Below are 23,870 nucleotides of genomic sequence, written 5' to 3' on the forward strand. Positions count from 1 at the left end.
GATGAGCATCCCGCACCTGACCGTCGTGAAACACCCGCTGGTCCAGCACAAGCTGACATTGATGCGGGATAAAAACACATCCACCGGCGATTTCCGCCGCCTGCTGCGCGAAATCAGCCTGCTGCTGGCCTATGAGGTCACGCGCGAGCTGGAGCTGACCACCACCCGTATCGAAACCCCGATCCAGCCGATGGATGCCCCGGTGCTGGAAGGCAAGAAGCTGGCGCTGATCTCGATCCTGCGGGCGGGGAACGGGCTGCTGGATGGCATTCTTGAGCTGATCCCCTCGGCCCGCGTGGGCTTTGTCGGGCTGTATCGCGACCCGCAGACGCTGCAACCGGTTCAGTATTATTCCAAGGTGCCCGCCGATCTGGATGCCCGGATGGTGATCGCGGTCGACCCGATGCTGGCGACGGGCAATTCCTCGGTCGCGGCGCTGGACCTGCTGAAGGAACAGGGCGCGAAAAACCTGCGATTCCTGTGCCTTCTGGCCTCGCCCGAGGGTGTGGAAAGGATGCGTCAGGCGCATCCCGATGTGCCGATCATTACCGCGGCGCTGGACGAAAAACTGGATGATCACGGTTATATCGTGCCGGGTCTGGGCGATGCCGGCGACCGGCTTTTCGGCACGAAATAGGGCGCTGTTAACGGGTTCTTAGGGGGTGATGGGCTAAAACCGGGGCGAATCGATTTTTGTCACGGTCCGACCCATGCTGCGTTTCCTTGCCCTGATCTTTCTGGCCCTGCTGCCTGTTGCTGCATGGTCCGGCCCCGCCGAATCGCCGCCAGCGGATTTCACCGGCATGCAATATATCGACAGCCGGGGATGTGTCTTCCGCCAGCAGGATGGGCAATGGCTGCCCCGACAGGGACCGGGTGGCACGCCTGTCTGTGGCTATCCGCCGACTTTTTCCGCCCCTGACGCGCCCGGTCTGGCCGGGGTGGCGGCACCTACGCCCCCCGCCCCCGGCCCGCGCCGCGATCTGCCCGGTGACCCGCTGCAACGGGTGGCGGCGGCGGTCTATGCCGGGGTTCAGGCCAGCGATCTGGCCGATGCAGGTGTCGTCGGGCAGGGAATGGCGGGCAGCGGCGGGGACAGCCATGGTCATGACGGTTCCGCAGCAGTGCCCGAAACGCCGCCTGCAACCCAGGGGCGCGCGCGCGATCAGGTGACCCGTACGCTGGGCGATGCGATTGCCGCCGATGCACGGCTGCGGTCGCAAATGGCGGCTGAGTTGCGGCCAAATGACAGGCTGTGCGATCTGCTGGGCTATCGTTCGGCGCTTCCGGGGCAGGGTGGGGCGAATACGGCGGGTGGCTATTGCCACGACGATGACGCTGCCGTGCCGGATTGGGCCGCGATGGTCCGGCAGGCGGGTGGCACAACCGTTGCGGATGCAAAGCCGGCTGTGGCCCCCAAGGCAGCAACCGGGCAATCGCCCTCGGCGGATGGGACTGCGCGGGGCGTGCCATCCGGCAGGGCCAGCAATGCCGGTGGGGCGGCTGGCAAGGTCGTCGCGAACGCTGCGCAGGCTGGGGCGGCAAGCCGCGTTGCGGCCCCCGACCGGGGCGTCGTGACGCGGTCGGCGGCGGGTGCGCGGCCAAGCCAGACCGAAATGCCCCAATTGATTCCGGCAGGCACCCGGTATCTCAGCGTTGGCACCGTCCCGGACGATGCGCAGGCGCAGGCTGTGGCCTTGCAACTGGCGCGGCTGGGCTATCCGGTGGCGCGACGACGACAGGATCACGCCGACACGCCCACCCGCTGGCAGATATTGACCGGGCCTTTTGCCGATCGCGAAGCGGTTGTGCGGGCGCTTAACCACCTGCGTTTGTCAGGCTTTCCCGGCACCGCGCCCCCCTGATGGCAGGGCTGGCCGCTGCCCACGCGCTGCGCCACCCTGATGGCAGGGCGGGGGAATTTGCACTGTTTTAGGGCAGGGATGAGGGGTTTGCGGTTGGAAAAAGCCCAGACTGTGCACCATCCGGTATGGCTTGGGCGCCGACAAGGCGGAACAGGTGGGGGCGGCTGCATGAACATCCGTATGGGATGGTCTGTGCAATGCATTTCAACAGGACCGGCCAGTGTTACACGGCTTCTGGTTTGAGCGGCTTGTCAGCCATTGCATCGGCCTGTGGACCATCAAGGGTCATGCCAAATGCGGGATATGCGACAGCAGCAGAATGCTGTCCCTGCGCCGCGTCTGCGGCAACGGAACCGGGCTGACATGGGGGTATGGCAGCACTTTGGGTCAGGGGCGCGCGGGGTCGTGGCAGATCCGCTGCACCGTGTGCCAGACCTTGTCGGAAAACAGCTTGTTGGGCGGCGCATCGCGCAGCGGGTCGGCCTCGATCAGCGCCAGCACGGTTTCGCCGCTGTCATCTATGGCCTGCGCGAATGGGGTGCTGGCAATGCCAAGGCGGGTGAACCGTGCCAGCAGTGGGTCTTCGGGCGGCATCCGGAACGGCTGGGACAGCAATTGTTGGGCATGGCCACGCATGGTTTCTGCGTTGATCTGGCCAACCGCCAGCACGGCTAGCGCGCTGCGCAGCCCGCCATGGCGCAGGGCCGTCTGGGTCGGGACCGGGGGCGGTGTCAGGGTCAGCGCCGACAGCACATATCCCGCCAGAACCTGCGCGTCAGGGTGATCCTCGATCATATTGCGCCCGACCACCACGATATCACCCGGCAGCAGGCTGGCCTGTGGCAGGGCGGCCGGCAGGACGGTCATGCTGGCATTGGGACCGATCAGGTGGCGGGCCAGTTCATTCAGGGCCCGCTGTGCGCCGGGCCGGGTGCAGGCCGGTCCGGTCTGGCTTTGCATATCTGTCACGATGGCCCGACCGATCTGCTGGCGCGCGGCCTCGGGGGCGATGCAGGCGCCGTATCGGATCAACGCGTCGGGCAGCCACAAAGCCGCTGCCGCGGCCATTCCCGCAAGGGCGATCAGCATCAGCGAAAAGCGCAGGCGACCGGGATGCGGCCTGCGGGCGGCGATGGCCTGATGGACGCGTGCAATGGCCTCGACCATCAGCGGATCATCGACTTCCAGAATTTCCTCGCCACTGCTGGTATCGGTGCCGGGCGCGTAAAGCGCCGGCAATCTGTCGCCGTTCAGACGGGTCACGGCGGGCAGCGACCAATGCGTCAGCGGCATTTCCGAGCGCGGATCGCTGAGGATCAGGGTTGCATCGCCAAAGGACACGATCACGTCACGGCGCTTGCGGTCGGGGGCTTCGCGCCAGATCCCTGCGGCTTCAAGCCGGGTGTATTGATCCAACGCCGTCATGACCCTGCCCCGTTCCCCTGCGCCCCGCAGAATAGCGCGCGCTTGCGGGCCGTCAACGCACCACCCGGCCTATTGCGCCTCTGCCACCTCAATGCCTTTTTCGCGGGCAAGATCCTGAACGCGGGTCTGGATTTTCTCGAATGCGCGCACTTCGATCTGGCGAATCCGCTCGCGCGAGACGCCATAGCGGGCGGACAGGTCCTCAAGCGTCAGCGGGTCGTCGCGCAACCGGCGTTCTGTCAGGATGTCCTTTTCGCGATCGTTCAGCACATCCATCGCCGCCGCCAGCATGGCGCGACGGGTGGCAAGCTCGTCCGCCTCGGCGAACTGACCGGCCTGATCTGCGCCCTCATCCTCCAGCCAGTCCTGCCACTGCGCGGTGGAATCGCCATCCGCCGACCCGACCGTCGCGTTCAGCGACGCATCCCCGCCGGACAGGCGGCGGTTCATGTCGATGACCTCTTGCTCGGTCACGTTCAGGTCATGGGCGATCTGGGCGACGTTTTCAGGGCGCAGGTCGCCATCCTCAAGCGCGCCAATGCGCGATTTCGCCTTGCGCAGGTTGAAAAACAGCTTTTTCTGCGCACTGGTCGTGCCCATCTTGACCAGCGACCACGACCGCAGGATGTATTCCTGAATGCTGGCCCTGATCCACCACATCGCATAGGTCGCCAGCCGAAAGCCCTTTTCCGGGTCAAAGCGCTTGACCGCCTGCATCAGCCCGACATTCGCCTCAGATATGACCTCGGCCTGGGGCAGGCCATAGCCGCGATAGCCCATGGCGATCTTGGCCGCCAGCCGCAGGTGGCTGGTGACCAGTTTATGCGCGGCCTCGCTGTCCTGATGGTCGGTCCAGCGCTTGGCCAGCATATATTCCTGTTCGGGTTCCAGCAGCGGAAACTTGCGGATTTCCTGCAAATAGCGGTTCAGCCCCTGTTCCGGGCTGGGCGCGGGAAGATTTTTATAATTCGCCATCGTAACCTCTGCCTTGGCCAATGCGGCCTTTCCCTTAACGCGACAATCCGCCAGCCGTTCCGCGCAGGGCCGTCAGCAGCTGGTCCATGTCATCGGGCAGGGGGCTGTCAAATGCCATGGGCTGGCCGGTCGCGGGATGTGTGAACCCCAGATGCGCGGCGTGCAAGGCCTGACGGGGAAACTGGCTGACCAGCCCGGCCACCGCCCCAAGGGCGCGCGCCGAAGCCCGCCTTGCCCCACCGTAAACCGGATCACCGATCAGGCCAAGGCCGGCATGGGCCATATGCACGCGGATTTGATGGGTGCGCCCGGTTTCCAGCTGGCATTCCACCAGCATCGCGGCGGGCGGGGTGCCAAAGCGTTCCAGCATCCGCGCGCGGGTGACCGCGTGCCGGCCCTTGCCGAAATAGACCGCCTGTTTCTGCCGGTCGGTCGCATGACGCGCCAGCCCCGAGGTGATTTTCAGCACCCCGCCTTCCTCGAAGCTGATGCCCGGCGTGCCGCGCAGGCGCGGGTCGGCGGCGTCGATAATGCCATGCGCCAGCGCCAGATAGCGGCGCTGACTGCTGTGGGCCTCGAACTGGGCGGCAAGGCCCTGATGCGCGTGATCGGTCTTGGCCACCACCAGCAGGCCCGATGTGTCCTTGTCGATGCGATGCACGATGCCGGGGCGGCGTTCCCCGCCAATGCCCGACAGGCTGTCGCCGCAATGATGCAGCAGCGCGTTGACCAGCGTGCCGGCGGGGCTGCCGGGGGCGGGGTGGACGACCATGCCAGCGGGCTTGTCGATGACGATCAGGGCGTCATCCTCGAACACGATGTTCAGGGGAATGTCCTGCGGCGCGGTTTCGGTCGGTTCAGGGGCCGGCATGGCGATGCGGTAAACCTGCCCCGCCGTCACCCGCGCGCGGGCATCGCGGCAGGGGCCGTCGGGGCCAAGGATCGCGCCCTGTGCCAGCAATTTGGCCAGACGCGAGCGTGACAGCCCGGAACCGGCTGGTGCCGCCTCGGCAAGCGCCTTATCAAGACGCTGTGGCGGATCGTCGGGGATGGTGATGAACAGATCGGACATGGGGCAGGATATAACACGGGAAACCGACGCGGACAGCCTGCCACCCGAGGCGCGCTTTCTGCGCCGGCTGGTGACGGGACTGGCCGTGATCATGGGGCTGGGGATGGTGGCGATCACCGCCATCCTGTGGCTGCGACTGTCGGCCCCAGCGGCGGGTGACCTGCCGCCGCTGCCATCCGGCATCAGCCTGCCGCAGGGGCAGGTGCCTGCTGCGGTGACGTTTGCGCGCGGCGGGCTGATCGTCGTCACCGACAGCGGTCTGGTGCTGTTTTACGACAATGACGGCCAGTTGCTGCGCCGGATCGACAGCGGGTCCTAGGGCGCCTCAGGACGCCGTGTCACCTTTGGCATCCAGCGCATCCAGCCGGGCGCGCAGCTCGGCATTTTCGGTGCGGGCCTTGATGGCCATTTCGCGCACGGCCTCGAATTCTTCGCGGGTGACGAAATCACGCTCGGCCAGAAAACGGTCGACCCATGATTTGAAGGCGTTCTCGGCCTCGTCCTTTGCGCCCTGGGCCACGCCCATGGCATTGGTCATCAGCTTGGACATATCGTCGAAAAAGCGGTTCTGGCTGGTCATCTGGCGGCCTTTCACGTTCCGGGTCCGGCGTTATATGGGCTGCGCGGGCGCCGGGTTCAACGCCAAAGCGCAGCAGCGGGTCGCCGCCATACGCGGCGGGCGCGGTTGACAGCGGGGCGTGCTGCGCTAAGCCTGCGGCAAACCAGCCGAGGTGCACATGATCCCCTTTCCCGATATCTCGCCTGAGATCGTCACCATCCCGCTGGGCGGTTTCAGCCTGTCGCTGCGCTGGTATGCCATGGCCTATCTGGTCGGGCTGTTGCTGGGCTGGTGGATCGTGGCGCGGCTGATGCGGCGTGACGCGCTATGGGGTGATCGCGCCCCCACCACCCCCGCAAAGATCGAGGATCTGCTGGTCTGGGTGGTGTTCGGCGTGGTGCTGGGGGGGCGGCTGGGGTTCGTGCTGTTCTATGAGCCGCAATACTATCTGGCCCACCCGGCCGAGATCGTGAAGGTCTGGCAAGGCGGGATGAGCTTTCACGGCGGTTTCGCCGGGGTCATCCTTGCCGCGCTGATCTTTTGCCGCCGCAACGGGGTGGCGCCGCTGCGGCTGGCCGATGCGCTGGCGGTGGCGACGCCGCTGGGGCTGGGGCTGGGGCGGCTGGCCAATTTCATCAATGCCGAATTGTGGGGCCGGCCCACCGACCTGCCGTGGGGGGTGATCTTTCCCGGACTGGCTGCGCAGGACTGTCCCGGCGTGACCGGACCCTGCGCCCGCCATCCCAGCCAGTTATACGAGGCCGGGCTGGAGGGCATTCTGCTGGCGCTGATCCTGTTTGTGCTGGTGCGGATGGGCGGGCTGCGCCGGCCCGGTCTGGCGCTGGGGGTGTTTCTGTCCGGCTATGGCGCGGCGCGGATCTTTGTTGAATTGTTCCGTCAGGCGGATGCGCAATTCATCACCCCCCAAAACCCGTTGGGCCATGTGATTGGCGGGCCGGTCTGGGGCCTGTCGATGGGACAGGTGCTGTCGCTGCCGATGCTGCTGGTCGGTCTGGGGCTGGTGGTGCTGGCATTGTCGCGCCCGGCGCGCGGGGCGGCATGACCGCGCTGGCGGAACTGATCGCGGCGCGCATCCGCCTGCATGGGCCGATGCCGCTGTCGGATTACATGCAGCTTTGCCTGCTGCATCCCGATCACGGCTATTACGCCACCCGCGACCCGTTCGGGCGTGCCGGCGATTTCATCACCGCCCCCGAAATCAGCCAGATGTTTGGCGAACTGGTCGGTCTGGCGCTGGCGCAAAGCTGGCTGGATCAGGGCAGCCCAAGCGGCGTGACGCTGGCCGAGGTCGGGCCGGGGCGGGGCACGCTGATGGCCGATATGCAGCGCGTGATGCGCCGTGTTCCGGGGCTGACGCAGGCCGCCGGGACCGTGCTGGTCGAGGCATCGGGCCATCTGCGCGGGGTGCAGGCGCGGGCGGTGCCACAGGCCCGGCATGTCGGTGATTGCGCCGATCTGCCGCAGGCGCCGTTGTTTCTGGTGGCGAATGAATTTTTCGACGCCCTGCCGATCCGGCAATATCAGCGGGTCGAGGGCGGTTGGGCCGAACGCATGGTCACGCTGCGCGACGGGGCGCTGGCGCTGGCGCTGGGTCCGGCGCTGGACCTGCCGCGCGCCGGTGCCATTGGCGACGTGTTCGAGGATTGCCCCGCCCTGCCCGGAATTGTCGACCAGATCGCGGGGCGCATTGCCCGCCATGGCGGGGCCGCGATCGTGATTGATTACGGCAATTGGGACGGGCAGGGCGACACGTTTCAGGCCCTGCGCCAGCACCGCCCCGAGGACCCGCTGGCCCATCCCGGCATGGCCGATCTGACCGCGCATGTCGATTTTGCCGCCATCGCGGCGGCGGCGCTGCGGGCCGGGGCGGTGGCATCGCAGATGGTGACGCAGGGGGCGTGGCTGCTGTCGCTTGGCGCCGCGCACCGGGCCGAGGCGCTGGCGCGGGCCGGGGATGCGGGGGCCGCTGCGGCGTTGAAACGGTTGACCGATGCGCAGGAAATGGGCCAGCTGTTCAAAGCGGTTGCCATCTGGCCCAAAGGGGCGCCGCCGGTGCCGGGTTTTGTCGCGGCGCAGCCGGGCGACCGGGGCCAGCCACGTCAAAACGTGCTGTCGCAAGACGGAAAGGACTGAATGCAGGTGATGCTGGAGATCCTGACCCATCCGCTGCTGGACGATGTCCGGCACGGATTTTTCACCCGCAAGGGCGGGGTGTCGTCGGGCGTGTATGGCGGTCTGAATTGTGGTCGCGGATCGGCCGATCAGGCCGCGGCGGTGGCGGCGAACCGTGACCGCGTCGCTGCTGCGATGGGCGTGCCGCCCGCGCGGCTGGCCGGTGTGCATCAGGTGCATTCGCCCACCGTCGTGACCCTGCGCAGCCCCGCCGAGGTCGAGGCCGCGCGCATGTTGCAGGCCGATGCGCTGGTGACCGATCAGCCCGGCATCGCGCTGTCGGTGCTGACCGCCGATTGCCAGCCGGTGCTGTTGGCCGCCGCCGCTGCCGGGGTGATCGGGGCGGCCCATGCCGGTTGGCGCGGGGCGGCGGATGGTATTCTGGGGGCCACGGTCGCGGCCATGCAGGCGCTTGGCGCGCGCGACATTCGCGCGGTGATCGGGCCATGCATCAGCCAGCGCGCCTATGAGGTGGACCATGATTTCATGGAACGCTTTACCGATGACGACCGCGACAATGCCCGCTTTTTCGCGGGCGGCGCCGGGGGCAAGCCGATGTTCGACCTGCCGTCCTTTGGATTGGCGCAGTTGCGCGCGGCGGGGGTGCAGGCGGAATGGTGCCGTCACTGCACCTATTCCGACCCGGATCGTTTCTTCAGCTATCGCCGCGCGACCCATCTGGGCCAGCCGGATTACGGTCGCCTGATTTCCGCGATTGCCCTGTAATCCGCGATTGGCCTGTCGCCACCGCGCCACCCGCCGCCACAGCCTGATCCCGAATCGCACAGCATTTCCCCAGCCAGACACCGCTTCTGGCCGGGTTTACAGCTAAATTCCCAAGATTTCGTTAAGCCGCGCCGGTTTCCGTCAGCCGCTGTTCCAGCACCTCGAACGGCACGCCGGGCTGGTCCTTGGCACAGCGGATCACCAGACTGGTCTTGACGCTGGCGACATTCGGGGCCGAGGTCAGATGTCCGGTCAGGAATGCCTGAAACGTCGACAGGTCCGGCGAGACGCATTTCAGGATAAAGTCGATCTCGCCGTTCAGCATGTGGCATTCGCGCACCAGCGGCCAGTCGCGGGCGCGGGTTTCAAAGGCGGTCAGGTCGGCCTCGGACTGGCTGTTGAGGCGGACCATCGCGAAAACCTGCACCTCGAACCCCAGTTCGCGGGGGTCGACATCGGCGTGATAACCGCGGATAAAGCCGCTTTCCTCAAGCGCGCGGACGCGCCGCAGGCAGGGCGGGGCCGAAATGCCGACCCGGCGCGCCAGTTCGACATTGGTCATGCGGCCATCGGCCTGAAGTTCCGCCAATATCTTGCGGTCGATATCGTCCAGTCGTGCCACGTGCAAACCTGTGATCGCTAAATCTTATCGGAAACTATCGCGGCGCCGGGGATTGCGCAATATTATTTCTGAACATTGCCGCCATTGCGATGCCCCGCCCAAGTGATTAGCTAGGCCCCGCACAGTCATGAGGTCCTTTATGTCCGAAAGCAAACACACCCGCGTCCTGATCGTCGGGTCCGGTCCGGCGGGGTATACCGCGGCGATCTATGCCTCGCGCGCGATGTTGCAGCCGGTGCTGGTGCAGGGGATGCAGCCGGGCGGCCAGTTGACCATCACCACCGAGGTCGAGAACTGGCCCGGCGATACCGAGGTGCAGGGACCCGAGCTTATGACCCGGATGGAAGCCCATGCCCGCGCCATGGGGGCCGAAATTGTGACCGATCTGGTGACCGATCTGAACCTGTCCGTGCGGCCTTTCGTCGCGACCTGTGACAGCGGCGCGCGCATCACCGCCGATGCGGTCATTCTGGCCACCGGCGCGCAGGCGCGCTGGCTGGGTCTGCCGTCCGAGGAAAAATTCAAGGGCTTCGGCGTCAGCGCCTGTGCCACCTGCGACGGTTTCTTTTATCGCAACAAGCCGGTGGTCGTTGTCGGCGGCGGCAACACCGCCGTGGAAGAGGCGCTGTTTCTGACCAATTTCGCCAGCTCGGTCACGCTGGTGCATCGCCGCGACAGCCTGCGGGCGGAAAAGATCCTGCAAGACCGGCTGATGCGCAATGAAAAGGTGACGGTCATCTGGGACCATGCGATCGACGAGATTCTGGGTGATGAAAACCCGCTGGGTGTCACCGGCGTGCGGCTGAAATCGACCAGGGATGGCAGCACCCGGCAGGTCGCGGCAGATGGGGTGTTTATCGCCATCGGTCACGCCCCGGCCAGCGAATTGGTCAAGGACCAGTTGGAACTGCATAATGGTGGCTATGTCAGGGTTCAGCCCGGCAGCACCCGCACCAGCATCGAGGGCGTGTTCGCGGCGGGCGATCTGACCGACCATGTCTATCGTCAGGCGGTGACCAGTGCCGGGATGGGCTGTATGGCGGCACTGGATGCCGAACACTGGCTGGCCGCGCAGGAAAGCTGACAGGCCGGCGAGAATCGCCTGTGCCTGATGGGGGCGGGGCAGATCGTGAAAACCAGCGGAAAAGGGGCGCCGCAGCGCCCCTCTGTTATTGTGTCGGCGCGGCGCGGTGTTAACGACGGTGCCGCGAGCGTTCCCGCGCCGGCAGGTCACCGGCATGTTCGAACGCGCCTGACGGCGCCTTTTTGCGCGCCGTGTCGGCCATGCCCTGTTTGCCTTGGCTGGCATCGGGGTCGTTGGGGTGCAGGGCCTCGCCGGTTTCGGCCATGGTTTCGCGGCTGTCACCGGCCTCGGCCTGCGCCTTGAGGTCGGCGGCCTTGCGGGCCAGTTCGGCCTGTGTCTTGTCTCTTGCGGTCATCATGTAATCCTTTGTCTTGGCTGGGTGTGCGGGCAGGTCGGACGTCAGGCGCGGGCGTCACGTTCCGCCACCGCGCGTTGCAGTGCCTCGGCCAACAGCGCCGCCTTGTCCTGCGTGCCCTCGTTCCCGCCAGCCGGGACGATGCCGGATGGGTCGGCCTTGCCGCGGGCCTCGCGCGCCTGACGGTCGCCAATGTCGCGGGCGCGGTCGCGGCGGTCGCGCAGACGCCGGATCAGGTCGGACAGGTCGGCCGGAGCGGCCTGTTTCAGCGCCTCGGGCCGGGCGGCCAGCACCAGTTCCTGTTCATCCTGCGACAGGGCACGTTTTTCGGTGGGGGTCAGTTCGGTCATCGGGGCCTTCCTTCCATGGGTCTGGCAAACCAACCCCGGATCGCGGCAGGGGTTCCGCATGTCCGGCCCGCCCCCGTCCGTGGCGGGGCGAAGAAACCTGCTGTGAAATCGCGGAAAACGGTTCGTTTGTTGCATCAGCCATCCGCGATAAAGCAAATCCCTGCCGAATTAAGGAGGTTGGGCAGAACGCGGTTGTCAGCCGGTGGGCGGGGGGGTAAGGCCAGCCACAGTGGCGTTTGTGACGCCCGTTTTCGCTTTTTGACCCACTGTCCCGGTGACCGATATGCAGCAACCCAATCACGCCCCCCTCCCCGAGCTTTATGTCGCGCCCGAGGCCGCAGCCGGCCTTAAGGATGCGGCTGGCGATATGCCGTCCTGGGATCTGACCCCGCGCCAGCTTTGCGATCTGGAACTGTTGATGAATGGCGGGTTTTATCCGCTGAAAGGCTTTCTGACCGAGGCCGATTACAATGGCGTCGTCAACGATATGCGGCTGGCCGACGGGTCGCTGTGGCCGATGCCGATCACGCTGGACGTGTCGGAAAAATTCGCCGAAGGGCTGGAACCCGGCACCGATATCGCACTGCGCGATCAGGAAGGCGTTATTCTGGCCATCCTGTCGGTGACCGATAAATGGGTTCCGAACAAAGCGGTCGAGGCTGAAAAGGTCTTTGGTGCCGACGATCTGGCGCATCCGGCGGTGAATTACCTGCATAATGTTGCGGGGCCGGTCTATCTGGGTGGTCCGGTCAAGGGGGTGCAGGCGCCGACGCATTACGATTTCCGCGGTCGCCGGGATACGCCCAATGAATTGCGCGCGCAGTTTCGCAAACTGGGCTGGCGCAAGGTCGTGGCCTTCCAGACCCGCAACCCGTTGCACCGGGCGCATCAGGAACTGACCTTCCGCGCCGCGCGCGAGGCGCAGGCCAACCTGCTGATCCACCCGGTCGTGGGCATGACCAAGCCAGGCGATGTCGACCATTTCACCCGCGTGCGCTGTTACGAGGCGGTGCTGGACAAATACCCGCAGGCCACCACCACGCTGTCGCTGCTGAACCTGGCGATGCGCATGGCCGGCCCGCGCGAGGCGGTCTGGCACGGGCTGATCCGGCGCAACCATGGCGTGACGCATTTCATCGTGGGCCGCGACCATGCCGGCCCCGGCAAGAACAGCGCCGGTCAGGATTTCTATGGTCCCTATGACGCGCAAGAGCTGTTCAAACAGCATCAGGATGAAATCGGCGTCGAGATGGTCGATTTCAAACACATGGTCTATGTGCAGGAAAAAGCGCAATATTACCCCGTGAACGAGGTCCCCGAGGGCGGCACCGTGCTGGATATTTCCGGCACCGAACTGCGCCGCCGCCTGCGCGAGGGGCTGGATATTCCCGAATGGTTCAGCTTCCCCGAGGTGGTGCAACAGCTGCGCCGCACCTCGCCGCCGCGCGCGCGTCAGGGGTTCACCGTGTTCTTCACCGGTCTGTCGGGCAGCGGCAAATCGACCATTGCCAACGCGCTGATGGTCAAGCTGATGGAAATGGGCGGGCGTCCGGTGACGCTGCTGGACGGGGATGTGGTGCGTAAACACCTGTCGTCTGAACTGGGGTTCAGCAAGGAACACCGTGACATCAATATCAAGCGTATCGGCTATGTCGCGTCGGAAATCACCAAGAATGGCGGCATTGCCATCTGTGCCCCGATCGCGCCCTATACCGCCACCCGCCGCGCCGTGCGCGAGATGATCGAGGCCTATGGCGCCTTTGTCGAGGTCCATGTCGCCACCAGCCTTGAGGAATGTGAACGGCGCGACCGCAAGGGCCTGTACAAGCTGGCGCGCGAGGGCAAGATCAAGGAATTCACCGGTATTTCCGACCCTTACGAGGAACCGCAGTCCCCGGAACTGCGCGTCCAGACCGAGGATACCGATGTCGATAACTGCGCCCATCAGGTGCTGCTGAAGCTGGAGGCCATGGGCCTGATCGGCCTGTCCTGACCGCCGCCTGTCTGATCGGTGATCAACACTCAACGCCCCGACCGAAAGGCCGGGGCGTTTGCGTTGGTGCGGATCTGGTGGCCAAGGTGTTGCGCGGCGGGTGCGTCAGGCCGCACGCGCGCGCTGTCTGGCTGTCGTGCGACCGCGTGCCAGTCACGCGGCGGGTTTCGGGTCAGTGCACGCTGACCGGCGCAAGGTCATTCTGCCGCGCCAGCACAAAGGCCATGCTGCGGTCGCGCACCAGTGCCAGCCTTTCGCCATCGGCGTCGTGAACGGCATATAACCCGTCCAGCCCCGGTGCCTGCTGGCGGACCTCGTCCGGCAGGGCGGTGATGGGCACGCGGCGGATATAGACCGTGTGCTGGCCGTCATCCTTGAAATCGAATTTCGTGTTCATGCTGATCCCCTTTACTTGCGGCTGATCGGTATCGTCTGGACGACCTGTTCCGGCACATGGCGGCGCAGGTCGACATTCAGCAGCCCGTTTTCCATGCTGGCGCCAATGACCTCGACCCCGTCGGCCAGCACGAAACTGCGCTGAAAGGCCCGCGCGGCGATGCCGCGATGCAGGAAGACGCGGTCATCCGACAGGGCGGGCTGGCGACCGCGAATCACCAGCTGGCGATCCTCGAGCGTCAGGGACAGATCGTCATCGGCAAACCCCGCCACGGCCAGCGTGATGCGAAAGCCGTCCGGCGCGATATGTTCGATATTATAGGGCGGATAGCCCTCGGCACCCTTGGCGGCGCGTTCCACGGCGCGTTCGATCTGGTCAAAGCCCAGCAACAGCGGATGCGTGGTCAGGCTGATCTTGGTCATTGGCGGTCCTTACAGGTCAAGCGACTGCGTTTCGCCGGTCCCTGATGCGGCAACCGACAGGTCAGATATGTGATCCGCGTCGCGCCGCTGCAAGGGGTGCAAGTTTTTGTTAACAGGGCAAAGCAGCCGGGCTATAAGCAGGCCGAACCAGTCAGAGCCGCCGCCATGAATGCCAGCCACGAAATGTCGCATGATGAAATCAGCCGCGCCCGGCTGGCGCTGTTACGGCGCGAACATCGCGACCTTGACGAGGCAATCGCCGCGCTGGCCGGGCAGGCGCTGACCCAGTCGCTGACCCTGCAACGGCTGAAAAAGCAAAAGCTGGCGCTGAAGGACCGCATCGCCCGGCTGGAAGACGAACTGACGCCCGACATTATCGCCTGAGACCGCGCCGACCGGTCACGGCAAGGCCGGAACGCCAGGACCAAGACCCGAAAGGGGGCCTTTATGGATTTGCCCGAAACCGCAGCGCCCGTTGGCATCATCATGGGCAGCCAGTCCGACTGGCCCACCATGCGCGAAGCGGCCGAGATTCTGGACCGGCTGGACATCGCGTATGAGAGATGGATCGTCAGCGCCCATCGCACCCCCGACCGGCTGTGGGATTACGGCAAACAGGCGGTGGGTCGCGGCTTGCAGGTGATCATCGCCGGGGCCGGTGGGGCGGCGCATCTGCCGGGGATGATGGCCTCGAAAACGCGGGTGCCGGTGATCGGCGTGCCGATCCAGACCCGCGCCCTGTCGGGTGTTGACAGCCTGTATTCGATCTTGCAGATGCCGCGCGGCTTTCCGGTTGCCACCATGGCCATCGGCGCGGCGGGGGCGGCCAATGCCGGGTTGATGGCGGCGGGTATTCTGGCGCTGCGCGATGCCGACATTGCCGCGCGGCTGGATCAGTGGCGGGCGGCGCTGTCGGCCTCGATCCCGGAGGTGCCGCAAGATGACTAAGCCATTACCGCAGGGCGCAACCATCGGCATCATGGGCGGCGGTCAGCTGGGGCGGATGCTGTCGGTCGCGGCCAGCCGCCTTGGGTATCGCTGTCACGTCTATGACCCGGCGCCCGGTTGCCCCGCCAGCCATGTCGCCGCGCATTGCACCACCGCCAGCTACGAGGATGCGGGCGCATTGCGCGCCTTTGCGGAATCGGTGGATGTGATCACATACGAGTTCGAGAATATTCCCACCCACGCGCTGAACCTGCTGGAATCGCTGCGCCCGATCCGGCCCAACCGCCGCGCGCTGGAGGTGTCGCAGGACCGGCTGGCCGAAAAGGATTTCCTGACCGGGCTGGGGCTGCGCACCGCGCCTTACAGCGCGGTTGACGGGGCTGACGATCTGGCCGCCGCGCTGGCGGCGCAGGGGCGCGGCATTCTGAAAACCCGGCGCATGGGCTATGACGGCAAGGGCCAGTTGCGGCTGGCGCCGGGGGATGATGCGGCGGCGGCATGGGCGCAGGTCAATGCGGCCTCGGTGCTGGAAGGCTGGGTCGATTTCAGCGCCGAAATCAGCGTGATTGTCGCGCGCGGCGGTGACGGGCAGGTCGCGGCCTATGACCCCGGTCTGAATGTCCACAAAAACGGCATTCTGGACAGCACCACCGTGCCTTGCGGCCTGCCTGCGCGGGTGCTGACCGATGCGGTTCTGATCGCCGGGCGCATTGTCAACGCGCTGGATTATATCGGCGTCATGGGGGTCGAGCTGTTCGTGACCCCCGCCGGGCTGGTGGTGAACGAGATCGCGCCAAGGGTGCATAATTCCGGCCACTGGACGCAGGCCGGATGCGCGGTCGATCAGTTCGAACAGCATATCCGAGCCGTTGCCGGGCTGCCTTTGGGCGATGGGTCGCGCTGCCTTGATGTGGTGATGGAAAACCTGATCGGGGACGATATGGGCCGCGTGCCAGCCCTGATGGCCGAGGCCGGCGTTCAGGTGCATCTGTATGGCAAGGCCGAGGCGCGCGCCGGGCGCAAAATGGGGCATATCAACCGCGTCCGCCCCTGCGGTTGAGGGGCCGCCGGGTATTTGGGCAACGAAGAAGCGACCGGGTGGGTGTCAGGGGCGGCAGGTCAGGCGGCCTGCATTCTGGCCACCCGCCGGTCCATGACTTGGCGCCACAGCGGCGGGATCAGCGCGATTGCCGCCATCACCGGCAGCGAATAGGGCAGGATCGGGCGCGGGTTTTCCTGCCGCGCCAGCCGCAGCGCCGGATAGGGGCGCGTTGGGTGGGCGTGGTGGTCGGAATGGCGCGGCGCGTTGACCATCATCAGCGAGGACAGCGGGTGTTTCGCGTCCCAGCTGTGGCGTGGCCCCACCGGTTCGGGGCGGTTGCCCCGGATGCGGCGGCGCAGGCCGTAATGCTGGACATAGTCGGACAGCAGCAGCTGCATCTGCGCGTAAAGGCACAGTCCCAGATAGCGCAGCAGCCCCGGCAGGCCCCAGATCAGCGCGACCGTTGCAACACAGGCCAGCGCCCCGCCGACCCACCAGACATAGGGGTTCAGGCGCGCGCTTTGGGCGCTGCGGCGGCGTTCGGCCAGCAGCCCGGCGCGGAACGACCCCAGCCACGCGCGCGGGAAGAAATGCCAGAAGCTTTCCCCCAGCCGGGCGCTGTTGGGGTCGTCTGCGGTGGCGACATGGACGTGGTGGACCAGCCGGTGGGCGCTGACATGGTGGCCGAACAGCAGGCTGACATAGACCGCCGCGCCAAGCCGGAACAGGCTGCGGCGGCTGCGGTGGATCAGCTCATGCGCGTTGGCGTTCGAGACCTGCCCCATGAACATGCCCGCGCCAAGGAAAAGGGCGATTTTTTCGGGCTGGCCCAGGGCACTGTCATTCAGAGCGATCAGGGTTGTGGCCAGCAGCACGAAATGCGCCATGGCCAGCAACACCGACAACCCGTCGGCCAGTGGAAAATCCTGATCCTGCGCATCGGGAAAGCCGCGTGCGATCAGCGTATCCGCCGCCTGACTGGCCCCGGCGATCCAGATCAGCCCGGCCCAAAGCGGCCAGCCCGCGCTTGCCGCCCCCGCGATTAGCAAAACCGCAGGCAGCAGGGCAAAAACCGCAAAGGCACCGACGCCCGGTGCGTGGCGAAACAGCCTGTCCATATCCCGCTTATAGGTCCGGGCCGTGCGGCGCGAAAGGGCACAGAAAGCAGGGCGTGGGCCTTTTCCTTGGGCCTAGGGTGGCTTAGGGTCCGGGCAGGTAATTACGGGGTGGCGCGATGTCGTTCTTTTCCAAGCTGAAACAGCGTTTGACGCGGTCCTCGTCAAAGATCGGATCGGGGCTGGATGACATTGTGGCCGGGGGCGATGCGCCCGCGCGCGATGATCTGCCGCCGGTGCCGCAGCCCGATCAGGGGCTGACCCCGCCGCCCGCGCCCGCGCAGGCCCCCGCCCCGGTGCATCTGCCCGAGGCCCCGCAGGCCGCGCCCGCGCCGGAACCGGCGCCGCGTCCGGGGATGCTGGGGCGGCTGTTCGGGCGCGACACCGCATCCGAGCCGCGCCGAGAGCTGGATGACGAGATGCTGGAACAGCTTGAGGATATGCTGGTTCAGGCCGATATGGGCGTCGATACCGCGCTGCGGGTGACCGCCAATATCGCCGAGGGGCGGATGGGCAGGCGTATTTCGGCCACGGAGCTGAAACAGGCGCTGGCCGATGAAATCACGCGCATCATGACCCCGGTCGCGCGGCCCCTGCCGATTTACCCCAAGACCCCGCAGGTGGTGCTGGTCGTGGGGGTCAATGGATCGGGCAAGACGACGACGATCGGCAAGCTGGCCAGCCAGTTCAAGGCTGCGGGCAAGAAGGTGGTGATCGCCGCTGGCGACACGTTCCGCGCCGCGGCGGTGGAACAGTTGCAGGTCTGGGGCCAGCGCGCCGGGGTGCCGGTAATGACCGCCCCCGAGGGCAGCGACCCCGCCAGTCTGGCCTTTGACGCGATGACACGGGCCGAGGCCGAGGGGGCGGATCTGCTGATGATCGACACAGCCGGGCGGCTGCAAAACCGCGCCGACCTGATGGAAGAACTGGCCAAGATCGTCCGGGTGATCCGCAAGAAAGACGCGCAGGCACCGCATAACACCCTGCTGGTGCTGGATGCGACCACCGGCCAGAACGCGATCAGTCAGGTCGAGACCTTTCGCAAGCTGGCCGATGTGTCAGGTCTGGTGATGACCAAGCTGGACGGCACCGCGCGCGGCGGGGTGCTGGTGGCGCTGGCGGACAGGTTCGGCCTGCCGATCCACGCCATCGGCGTGGGCGAACAGATCGACGATCTGGATGTTTTTGATGCCGGCGAATTCGCCCGCGCATTGGTGGGTCTGGACGGATAAGCGCCCCGTCAACACCCTGTGCGGGCCCCGGCCCGTTGCGGGGCCGGGCGGCGGGGCGGGCACCGGGATGTGCCGGGGCGGGGGCTGGTGTCAGCGGCGCAGGCTCATCCGGGTCAGGGTGCCGTCTTTCAGCACCAGCTGGTGCCAGATCGCCGCTGCGGCATGGATCAGCGCCACGACCAGCAACAGGGTAAAGAGCACCTTGTGCGCCTCGCCAGCCGTTTCGCTGGCCAGAAACCACGCCGCCGCGCCGCTGGCGGGAACCAGCGCCAGCAGCAGATACAGCGCCGCGTGACCCAGCCGTGCGGCGGTCATCATCCAGACCGGCGCGACCACGGGCGCCGGTGCGCCATGGGTGCGGCGCAGCACCAGCCGCGCCAGCAACAAAGCCAGAACCAGCGCACCGGCCACCGCATGGGGCGTCAGATAGGGCGGGGCACCGGTTTCCAGCCGCTGATCGAACAGCTTGGCCATCGGTTCGCCGGTCAGCCAGTTGAAAATCACCAGCAGCACGACCAGCCAGTGAATGGCGATCTGGGGCATGGAATAACGGGTGGGCGCGGTTGTGGACATCATGTGCCTTTCTGGCTGGACATGCGCGGCATGTCGGGCTGGGAAACACATTCCAGTTAGGTGATGTAAGTCGGCGCCGTCAAGCCTGTGCGGTGTCGCAGCCAAGCAGCTGCGCAAAGCCCGCAACCTGCGCCTGATCGCCCGCCGCGCCCGAGGCAAACAGCGTTGCCTGACTGGGCAGGATCAGCGCGTCGTCAAGAATACGCAGGTGATTGGCGCGCAGCGTCTCGCCAGAAGAGGTGATGTCGGCAATCGCCTCGGCGGTCAGGTTGGCGACGGTGCCTTCGGTCGCGCCCTGACTGTCGACCAACTGGTAATCCGCGACCTCATGCGCGGACAGGAAGGCGCGGACCAGCCGGTGGTATTTGGTGGCGATGCGCAGGCGAAAGCCATGCGTGGCGCGGAAATCGCGGGCGATGGCGGCGAAATCGTCAAGGTTGCGACAGTCGCGCCAGCAGGCGGGCACGGCCAGAATCAGGTCGGCATGGCCAAAGCCCATCGGCGTCAGTTCGGTGACCAGCGACCGCCAGCCCGCCAGCTTTTCGCGCACCAGATCGGTGCCGGTCACACCCAGATGAATGCGCCCGGCGGCCAGTTCGCGCGGGATCTCTCCGGCTGACAGCAGCACCAGTTGCACGCCCTCGGCGCCCTCGACCCGTCCGGCATATTCGCGGTCGGACCCGGCGCGCGACAGGCGCACACCGCGATCGGCAAACCAGTCGAAGGTCTGTTCCATCAGCCGGCCCTTGGACGGCACCCCCAGCTTGATCATGCCGCCCCCTCCAGTTCCGCCAGCAGGCCGGGGCGGATGATGCCGCCCACCGCCGGAATGGCGCGACCGCCCCCCAGCACCGCCGTCAGCGCGTCATAACGCCCGCCGCTGGCCACTGGCGGCCAGTCCGGGCGGTCCGTGGCGCTGAAGGTAAAGGTCATGCCGTCGTAATATTCCATATTGTGCCGCCCGTGGCTGGCGTCAAAGCGGATGCGTGCGGGGTCGATGCCCTGGCCCGCAATCGCGTCCAGCCGCGCCGCCAGCCGGTCCACGGCGGGGGCCAGCGCGGTGATGCCCGCTGTCAGCTCGCGCAGCCGGGCCAGCGCCTGCGGGGCCGGGGCGTCGATGGCGAAAAGTTGTTGCAGCCGGGTGGCCCAGGCGGCATCCAGCGGCGGCTGGTCGTGGTCGTCTTGCAGCCGGTTGATGCGGGCCTGCATCTCGTCCCGGCTGCGCAGGCCGGTCCATGGCGCGCTGCTGTCGGCCAGCGGCGCGGCGGCGGTCGCGTCGGACCAGCGCGCCAGCAGGGCGGCAAAGCGCCGGGGCCGCCAGATATGGTGCAGCAGGGCGTCGCGGCGCTGATCGGACAGCGGCAGCGCGCGCACCGCATCCATCAGCAGGCCCATATCGCCCATCACCGGCACCAGCCGATAGGGGGCCAGCAGGCGCCAGAACAGCGCGAACAGTTCCGCATCCGCCGCCGGATCGCGCGAGAACAGCTCGAACCCCGCTTGCAGATATTCGTTGTCACGCGGGTTTTCGGGCAGGGTGTCTTCGTGGTCCTGCTTGCGAAACACCTCGCCAAGGTAACAATAGCGCGCCGGTTCTGCCCCGCCCGCCATGTGCATCTGAACCACCGGGACGGTAAAGTCGGGGCGCAGCATCACCTCGCCGCGCAGCGGGTCGGCGGTGACATAGGCGCGGGCGCGGATATCTTCGCCATACAGGTCCAGCAGCATGTCCGAGGGCAGCAGAATGTCAGGCTGCAATTCCTGCGCCCCGGCCTGACGAAAGGCCGACAGCAGGCGCTGGCCAATGGCTTGCTTGGCGGCTTTGGCGATCATGCCGCGCCCCCGTCCGGGCGGTGACGGGCGATCATGGCGCGGGTGGCGGCGACCAGATCGGCCAGCGCGACCTCGGTCTGGGCGGGCTGGGATTTCCATTCCTCAAGCGTGGCCTCTTGCGCCAGCTTTGCGCCAAGGATCAGGTCTTTCAGTTGCACGACGCCGCGCGCGGCCTCGTCCGCGCCCTGGATGACGGCCACGGGGGCGGCGCGTTTATCGGCGTATTTCAACTGGTTGCCGAAATTCTTTGGATTCCCGAGATAGACCTCGGCGCGGATGCCCGCGTCGCGCAGGGTGGCGGCGATCAGCTGGTAATCGCCCATGCGGTCGCGGTCCATGACCGTCACCACCACCGGGCCGGTGGTGTCGGCCCCGGCGCGGCCCTTGGCCCGCAGCGCCGCCAGCAGCCGGTCAACCCCGATGCTGACCCCGGTCGCGGGCACCTGCTGGCCGGTAAAGCGCTTGACCAGATCGTCGTAACGCCCGCCGCCCGCGACGCTGCCGAACTGGCGCTTGCGGCCCTTTTCGTCAAGGATTTCAAAGGTCAGTTCGGCCTCGAAAACCGGGCCGGTGTAATAGCCAAGCCCGCGCACCACGGATGGGTCGATGACCACCCGGTCCGCCCCCAGCCCCAGCGCCGCCAGCGTGTCCGCGATCTGTGCCAGTTCGTCCACGCCTTCAGCCCCGGCGGTCGACGTGCCCACGGCGGCGCGCAGATTGGCCAGCGTTTCAGTGTTGTCGTCCCCGCGCGAGGTCAGGAAGGCCAGCACCGGCGCCGCCTGTTCGTCGCGCAGTCCCACGCCGTCGATAAACGCCCCCGAGGCATCCTTGCGCCCGGTGGTCAGCAATTCGCGCACACCGTCCGGGCCGACCTTGTCGAACTTGTCGATGGTGCGCATCACATCGGCGGCCTGATCGGCATCGCTGACGCCCATCGCCTCGATCACGCCATTCAGCACCTTGCGGTTATTGACCCGCACCACATAGTCGCCACGGGGAATGCCCGCGGCCTCCAGCGCGTCGGCCAGCATGGCGATGATTTCAGCGTCAGCGGCAACGGTCGCGGCCCCGACCGTGTCGGCATCGCATTGATAAAACTGACGAAACCGTCCCGGCCCCGGCTTTTCATTGCGCCAGACCGGTCCCATCGCATAGCGGCGATAGGGCGAGGGCAGGTCATTGCGAAACTGCGCTGCGACCCGCGCCAGCGGCGCCGTCAGGTCATAGCGCAGCGCCAGCCAGTCCCCCGCACCCCCGCCCGGCACCTCGGCCTCTTGCCAGGCGAAAACACCGGCATTGGGGCGGTCGACATCGGGCAGGAATTTGCCAAGCGATTCAACCGTTTCCACCGCACTGGTTTCCAGCGGGTCAAAGCCATGCCGGTGATACACCGCCGCGATGCGGTCCAGCATCGCCTTGCGTTCGGTCACGTCAGCGCCGAAATAGTCGCGGAAACCCTTGGGCGTTTCGGCCTTGGGGCGGCGGGTCTTGGTCTTGTCCTTGGACATGGCTTGGCCTTTGCTGAACTTGGGCTTGGCTTAACGGAAGGCAGCATGATGGACAAGCGTTTGAACCGGCTTGAGGAACACGTGGCCGAGCTGTTGCGCGTCGTGGACGAATTGTCCGCCTTGGTGGCCCGGCAGGATGCCGAGGTCAGCCGCCTGTCGCGGCGTGTCGGCCTGTTGATGGAACGCGAGGCCGAGCGCGAGGCCGATGCCGGCAACACCATCCCGCTGGCCGATCAGCGCCCGCCGCATTACTGAGGCGCCCCCCAAACAGCCGCGCAAGACCCGCGCGGGCGTTGGGCAGGGCAGGGCGGCAGCCGCCCGGTCAGTCATCCCCCGTCAGGCCCCCCCGGTCAGCCCATCTTGCAGGTTATTTCAGCGCCGGTCCCAGCCGGGTCGCGCGCGGGCCTTCGGGTTTGGACGCGTCAGGCCTTGCGGCGTCCGTTTGCGTGGTTTCGGGTTGTCTGGCGGGGGGCTGCGCGGTTGTCGCCGCGCTGTCGCTGGGCGTCAGCGGCGCGGGGGCGGACGCCGTGGCCGGGCCAGAGGCCGGGGCGGCCAGCGGGGGCCTTGCGGGGAAATCGGCCTCGGGCGGGCGACGCGGGCTGTCCTCGGGCGGGGTGGCGGTGGCGGTGGCCTCGACCGGGCTGCGCTCGATCTGGGGAAGGGGCGCCGCGGCGGCCAGCGGGCGGCGGAACACCAGCACATTGTGATAGGTGATGGCCCGTCCGGTCAGGCCGTGGCGTTCCTCGGTCGGCAGGGTCTCGGCCCGCAGATAGTCCCAGCCCTCGGCGGCCATATCGTTGATCGCGGTGGCCAGCGCGGCGGCAAAACGTTCGGCCGGGGATTTCGCCCCCCGGATCTTTTCACCACGGCTGGGGGCGGGGATCACGGTGTATTCAAAGCGGTTCACGCGGGGCCTCCCTCAAGATTGGCTGTGCTGTGGTGATAGCGGATCGCCGCCGCCGCAGCCAGAGCCACCCGCGACGTTCTGGCGCTGTCACGGGACTGTGTTTGCTGTTATAATCATGTTTGTGAATGTTTGTTGGAAGGAAAGCCCATGAAATCGCTTTTGCTGGCCGGGGCGATCGCCCTGTCACCGCTTGCCGCGCTGGCCCAACAGCCTGCGGCGGCCGCCGATACCGGGTTGTCACAGCCGGTGATCGCCCTGACCGGGGCGCTGGCCAAGAACGCCGATGCGCTGGCGCTGGATGATGCACAGCGCGCTGATCTGAAGGCGTGGCTGGCCGAAATGCCCGCCAAACGCGCCGCGCTTGAGGCCGAAACCGTGGCATTGCGCAGCCAGATGCGGCACAAGATCGCCGCCGGTGCCCCCGTTCCCGAACGCGAAGCGCTGGCCGCGCAGATCGGCGCTAATGAAACCCGGCTGGTGATGATGCGGTCGCATTGCGCCGATCACTGGCGTTCGGTGCTAAGCTCGGCGCAATTCGCACAATTGCTGCAACTGGCGGGCGTCACCGACTGACCCCGCGCCCGGTGGGGGATGGGGCGCAAGGCATCGCTGCGGCACGGTTTTTGCCACCCAAACAAGAAAGGCCGGGGCTGCCCCCGGCCTTTTTGCGTCAC

General features: G+C 66.6%; 29 protein-coding genes. 14 read left to right on the forward strand and 15 right to left on the reverse strand.

Features of this window, described 5'->3' with window-relative positions:
• The first annotated feature begins 1 nt into the window (after position 1).
• Positions 2–637, forward strand: coding sequence for a uracil phosphoribosyltransferase (gene upp / locus ACFXP9_RS01130; RefSeq protein WP_397207872.1), 636 nt, complete (start codon positions 2–4; stop codon positions 635–637).
• Positions 638–710: 73 nt separating this feature from the next.
• Positions 711–1,865 (forward strand): SPOR domain-containing protein, encoded by a 1,155-nt coding sequence (locus tag ACFXP9_RS01135; protein ID WP_397207874.1) that lies wholly within the window; start codon positions 711–713, stop codon positions 1,863–1,865.
• Positions 1,866–2,252: 387 nt separating this feature from the next.
• On the opposite strand, the gene ACFXP9_RS01140 is transcribed toward ACFXP9_RS01135, so the two are convergent.
• The 3 genes from ACFXP9_RS01140 to ACFXP9_RS01150 all read right to left on the reverse strand — a co-directional run bounded on the left by ACFXP9_RS01140 (position 2,253) and on the right by ACFXP9_RS01150 (position 5,337).
• Entirely contained in the window at positions 2,253–3,290 is a 1,038-nt protein-coding gene (locus tag ACFXP9_RS01140; protein ID WP_397207876.1) for a hypothetical protein, read from the reverse strand.
• Positions 3,291–3,359: 69 nt separating this feature from the next.
• Positions 3,360–4,265 carry an RNA polymerase sigma factor RpoH gene (gene rpoH, locus ACFXP9_RS01145; RefSeq protein ID WP_397207878.1) on the reverse strand — a complete coding sequence of 302 codons (906 nt, stop codon included), beginning with the start codon at positions 4,263–4,265 and terminating at the stop codon, positions 3,360–3,362.
• Positions 4,266–4,299: 34 nt separating this feature from the next.
• Positions 4,300–5,337 (reverse strand): RluA family pseudouridine synthase, encoded by a 1,038-nt coding sequence (locus ACFXP9_RS01150; protein WP_397207880.1) that lies wholly within the window; start codon positions 5,335–5,337, stop codon positions 4,300–4,302.
• Between ACFXP9_RS01150 and ACFXP9_RS01155 the strand changes: the two genes are divergently transcribed.
• The gene (locus ACFXP9_RS01155; protein WP_397207882.1) at positions 5,321–5,656 is read left to right on the forward strand and encodes a DUF6476 family protein; all 336 of its coding nucleotides are present in this window, start codon (positions 5,321–5,323) and stop codon (positions 5,654–5,656) included. The genes ACFXP9_RS01150 and ACFXP9_RS01155 overlap by 17 nt on opposite strands.
• Before the next feature lie 6 nt (positions 5,657–5,662).
• On the opposite strand, the gene ACFXP9_RS01160 is transcribed toward ACFXP9_RS01155, so the two are convergent.
• Complete coding sequence (locus tag ACFXP9_RS01160) at positions 5,663–5,917, reverse strand: accessory factor UbiK family protein (RefSeq protein ID WP_397207884.1); 255 nt, start codon at positions 5,915–5,917, stop codon at positions 5,663–5,665.
• Positions 5,918–6,074: 157 nt separating this feature from the next.
• Between ACFXP9_RS01160 and lgt the strand changes: the two genes are divergently transcribed.
• Genes lgt through pgeF form a run of 3 tightly spaced genes read left to right on the forward strand, consistent with a single transcriptional unit; the run spans position 6,075 to position 8,815 of the window.
• A complete protein-coding gene (gene lgt / locus ACFXP9_RS01165) occupies positions 6,075–6,959 on the forward strand; it encodes a prolipoprotein diacylglyceryl transferase (RefSeq protein ID WP_397207886.1) in 885 nt (294 codons plus the stop codon).
• Positions 6,956–8,050 carry a class I SAM-dependent methyltransferase gene (locus ACFXP9_RS01170; protein WP_397207888.1) on the forward strand — a complete coding sequence of 365 codons (1,095 nt, stop codon included), beginning with the start codon at positions 6,956–6,958 and terminating at the stop codon, positions 8,048–8,050. Before lgt ends, ACFXP9_RS01170 begins: the two co-directional genes overlap by 4 nt.
• Positions 8,051–8,815: a peptidoglycan editing factor PgeF gene (pgeF, locus tag ACFXP9_RS01175; RefSeq protein WP_397207890.1), complete on the forward strand. Its 765-nt coding sequence runs from the start codon at positions 8,051–8,053 to the stop codon at positions 8,813–8,815.
• Between the two features lie 121 nt (positions 8,816–8,936).
• On the opposite strand, the gene ACFXP9_RS01180 is transcribed toward pgeF, so the two are convergent.
• Entirely contained in the window at positions 8,937–9,443 is a 507-nt protein-coding gene (locus ACFXP9_RS01180; protein WP_397207892.1) for an Lrp/AsnC family transcriptional regulator, read from the reverse strand.
• A 133-nt stretch (positions 9,444–9,576) separates the two neighbouring features.
• Between ACFXP9_RS01180 and trxB the strand changes: the two genes are divergently transcribed.
• A complete protein-coding gene (gene trxB, locus ACFXP9_RS01185; protein WP_397207894.1) occupies positions 9,577–10,521 on the forward strand; it encodes a thioredoxin-disulfide reductase in 945 nt (314 codons plus the stop codon).
• Between the two features lie 109 nt (positions 10,522–10,630).
• Here the strand turns inward: trxB and ACFXP9_RS01190 are convergent, their stop codons facing one another.
• Together ACFXP9_RS01190 and ACFXP9_RS01195 are read right to left on the reverse strand one after the other, a co-directional pair.
• Positions 10,631–10,879 (reverse strand): hypothetical protein, encoded by a 249-nt coding sequence (locus tag ACFXP9_RS01190; protein ID WP_397207896.1) that lies wholly within the window; start codon positions 10,877–10,879, stop codon positions 10,631–10,633.
• A gap of 41 nt (positions 10,880–10,920) precedes the next feature.
• A complete protein-coding gene (locus ACFXP9_RS01195) occupies positions 10,921–11,226 on the reverse strand; it encodes a hypothetical protein (protein ID WP_397207898.1) in 306 nt (101 codons plus the stop codon).
• Positions 11,227–11,509: 283 nt separating this feature from the next.
• Between ACFXP9_RS01195 and ACFXP9_RS01200 the strand changes: the two genes are divergently transcribed.
• Positions 11,510–13,219, forward strand: a complete 1,710-nt coding sequence (locus ACFXP9_RS01200; protein ID WP_397207900.1) for a bifunctional sulfate adenylyltransferase/adenylylsulfate kinase — start codon at positions 11,510–11,512, stop codon at positions 13,217–13,219.
• A gap of 172 nt (positions 13,220–13,391) precedes the next feature.
• Here ACFXP9_RS01200 and ACFXP9_RS01205 read toward each other — a convergent pair whose 3' ends face one another.
• Together ACFXP9_RS01205 and ACFXP9_RS01210 are read right to left on the reverse strand one after the other, a co-directional pair.
• Positions 13,392–13,616: a DUF1150 family protein gene (locus ACFXP9_RS01205; protein WP_397207902.1), complete on the reverse strand. Its 225-nt coding sequence runs from the start codon at positions 13,614–13,616 to the stop codon at positions 13,392–13,394.
• Between the two features lie 11 nt (positions 13,617–13,627).
• The gene (locus tag ACFXP9_RS01210) at positions 13,628–14,038 is read right to left on the reverse strand and encodes an Hsp20 family protein (RefSeq protein ID WP_397207904.1); all 411 of its coding nucleotides are present in this window, start codon (positions 14,036–14,038) and stop codon (positions 13,628–13,630) included.
• A 165-nt stretch (positions 14,039–14,203) separates the two neighbouring features.
• On the opposite strand from ACFXP9_RS01210, the gene ACFXP9_RS01215 reads away from it, so the two are divergent.
• The 3 genes from ACFXP9_RS01215 to ACFXP9_RS01225 all read left to right on the forward strand — a co-directional run bounded on the left by ACFXP9_RS01215 (position 14,204) and on the right by ACFXP9_RS01225 (position 16,046).
• Entirely contained in the window at positions 14,204–14,422 is a 219-nt protein-coding gene (locus ACFXP9_RS01215; protein ID WP_397207906.1) for a YdcH family protein, read from the forward strand.
• Positions 14,423–14,485: 63 nt separating this feature from the next.
• Positions 14,486–14,986: a 5-(carboxyamino)imidazole ribonucleotide mutase gene (gene purE, locus ACFXP9_RS01220; protein WP_397207908.1), complete on the forward strand. Its 501-nt coding sequence runs from the start codon at positions 14,486–14,488 to the stop codon at positions 14,984–14,986.
• Positions 14,979–16,046: a 5-(carboxyamino)imidazole ribonucleotide synthase gene (locus tag ACFXP9_RS01225; protein WP_397207910.1), complete on the forward strand. Its 1,068-nt coding sequence runs from the start codon at positions 14,979–14,981 to the stop codon at positions 16,044–16,046. Before purE ends, ACFXP9_RS01225 begins: the two co-directional genes overlap by 8 nt.
• Before the next feature lie 59 nt (positions 16,047–16,105).
• On the opposite strand, the gene ACFXP9_RS01230 is transcribed toward ACFXP9_RS01225, so the two are convergent.
• Positions 16,106–17,146 (reverse strand): alkane 1-monooxygenase, encoded by a 1,041-nt coding sequence (locus ACFXP9_RS01230; protein ID WP_397207912.1) that lies wholly within the window; start codon positions 17,144–17,146, stop codon positions 16,106–16,108.
• A gap of 116 nt (positions 17,147–17,262) precedes the next feature.
• On the opposite strand from ACFXP9_RS01230, the gene ftsY reads away from it, so the two are divergent.
• The gene (gene ftsY / locus ACFXP9_RS01235) at positions 17,263–18,375 is read left to right on the forward strand and encodes a signal recognition particle-docking protein FtsY (RefSeq protein ID WP_397207914.1); all 1,113 of its coding nucleotides are present in this window, start codon (positions 17,263–17,265) and stop codon (positions 18,373–18,375) included.
• 90 nt (positions 18,376–18,465) lie between these two features.
• On the opposite strand, the gene ACFXP9_RS01240 is transcribed toward ftsY, so the two are convergent.
• The 4 genes from ACFXP9_RS01240 to hisS form a co-directional block, all read right to left on the reverse strand.
• Positions 18,466–18,948: a cytochrome b gene (locus ACFXP9_RS01240; RefSeq protein ID WP_397207916.1), complete on the reverse strand. Its 483-nt coding sequence runs from the start codon at positions 18,946–18,948 to the stop codon at positions 18,466–18,468.
• Between the two features lie 79 nt (positions 18,949–19,027).
• A complete protein-coding gene (gene hisG / locus ACFXP9_RS01245; protein ID WP_397207918.1) occupies positions 19,028–19,720 on the reverse strand; it encodes an ATP phosphoribosyltransferase in 693 nt (230 codons plus the stop codon).
• On the reverse strand, positions 19,717–20,778 hold the full coding sequence (locus ACFXP9_RS01250; RefSeq protein WP_397208174.1) for an ATP phosphoribosyltransferase regulatory subunit: 1,062 nt from the start codon (positions 20,776–20,778) through the stop codon (positions 19,717–19,719). The genes hisG and ACFXP9_RS01250 overlap by 4 nt, the downstream gene beginning before the upstream one ends.
• Positions 20,778–22,289, reverse strand: coding sequence for a histidine--tRNA ligase (gene hisS / locus ACFXP9_RS01255; protein ID WP_397207920.1), 1,512 nt, complete (start codon positions 22,287–22,289; stop codon positions 20,778–20,780). Before hisS ends, ACFXP9_RS01250 begins: the two co-directional genes overlap by 1 nt.
• 48 nt (positions 22,290–22,337) lie before the next feature.
• Here hisS and ACFXP9_RS01260 point away from each other — a divergent pair, with 48 nt between their 5' ends.
• The gene (locus ACFXP9_RS01260; RefSeq protein WP_397208176.1) at positions 22,338–22,544 is read left to right on the forward strand and encodes a SlyX family protein; all 207 of its coding nucleotides are present in this window, start codon (positions 22,338–22,340) and stop codon (positions 22,542–22,544) included.
• A 112-nt stretch (positions 22,545–22,656) separates the two neighbouring features.
• Here the strand turns inward: ACFXP9_RS01260 and ACFXP9_RS01265 are convergent, their stop codons facing one another.
• Positions 22,657–23,196 carry a DUF4177 domain-containing protein gene (locus ACFXP9_RS01265; RefSeq protein WP_397207922.1) on the reverse strand — a complete coding sequence of 180 codons (540 nt, stop codon included), beginning with the start codon at positions 23,194–23,196 and terminating at the stop codon, positions 22,657–22,659.
• Between the two features lie 147 nt (positions 23,197–23,343).
• On the opposite strand from ACFXP9_RS01265, the gene ACFXP9_RS01270 reads away from it, so the two are divergent.
• Positions 23,344–23,769, forward strand: coding sequence for a hypothetical protein (locus tag ACFXP9_RS01270; protein ID WP_397207924.1), 426 nt, complete (start codon positions 23,344–23,346; stop codon positions 23,767–23,769).
• The last annotated feature ends 101 nt before the right edge of the window (positions 23,770–23,870 follow it).

It is taken from the genome of Paracoccus jiaweipingae, assembly GCF_044335505.1.
Taxonomy (GTDB): Bacteria; Pseudomonadota; Alphaproteobacteria; order Rhodobacterales; family Rhodobacteraceae; genus Paracoccus.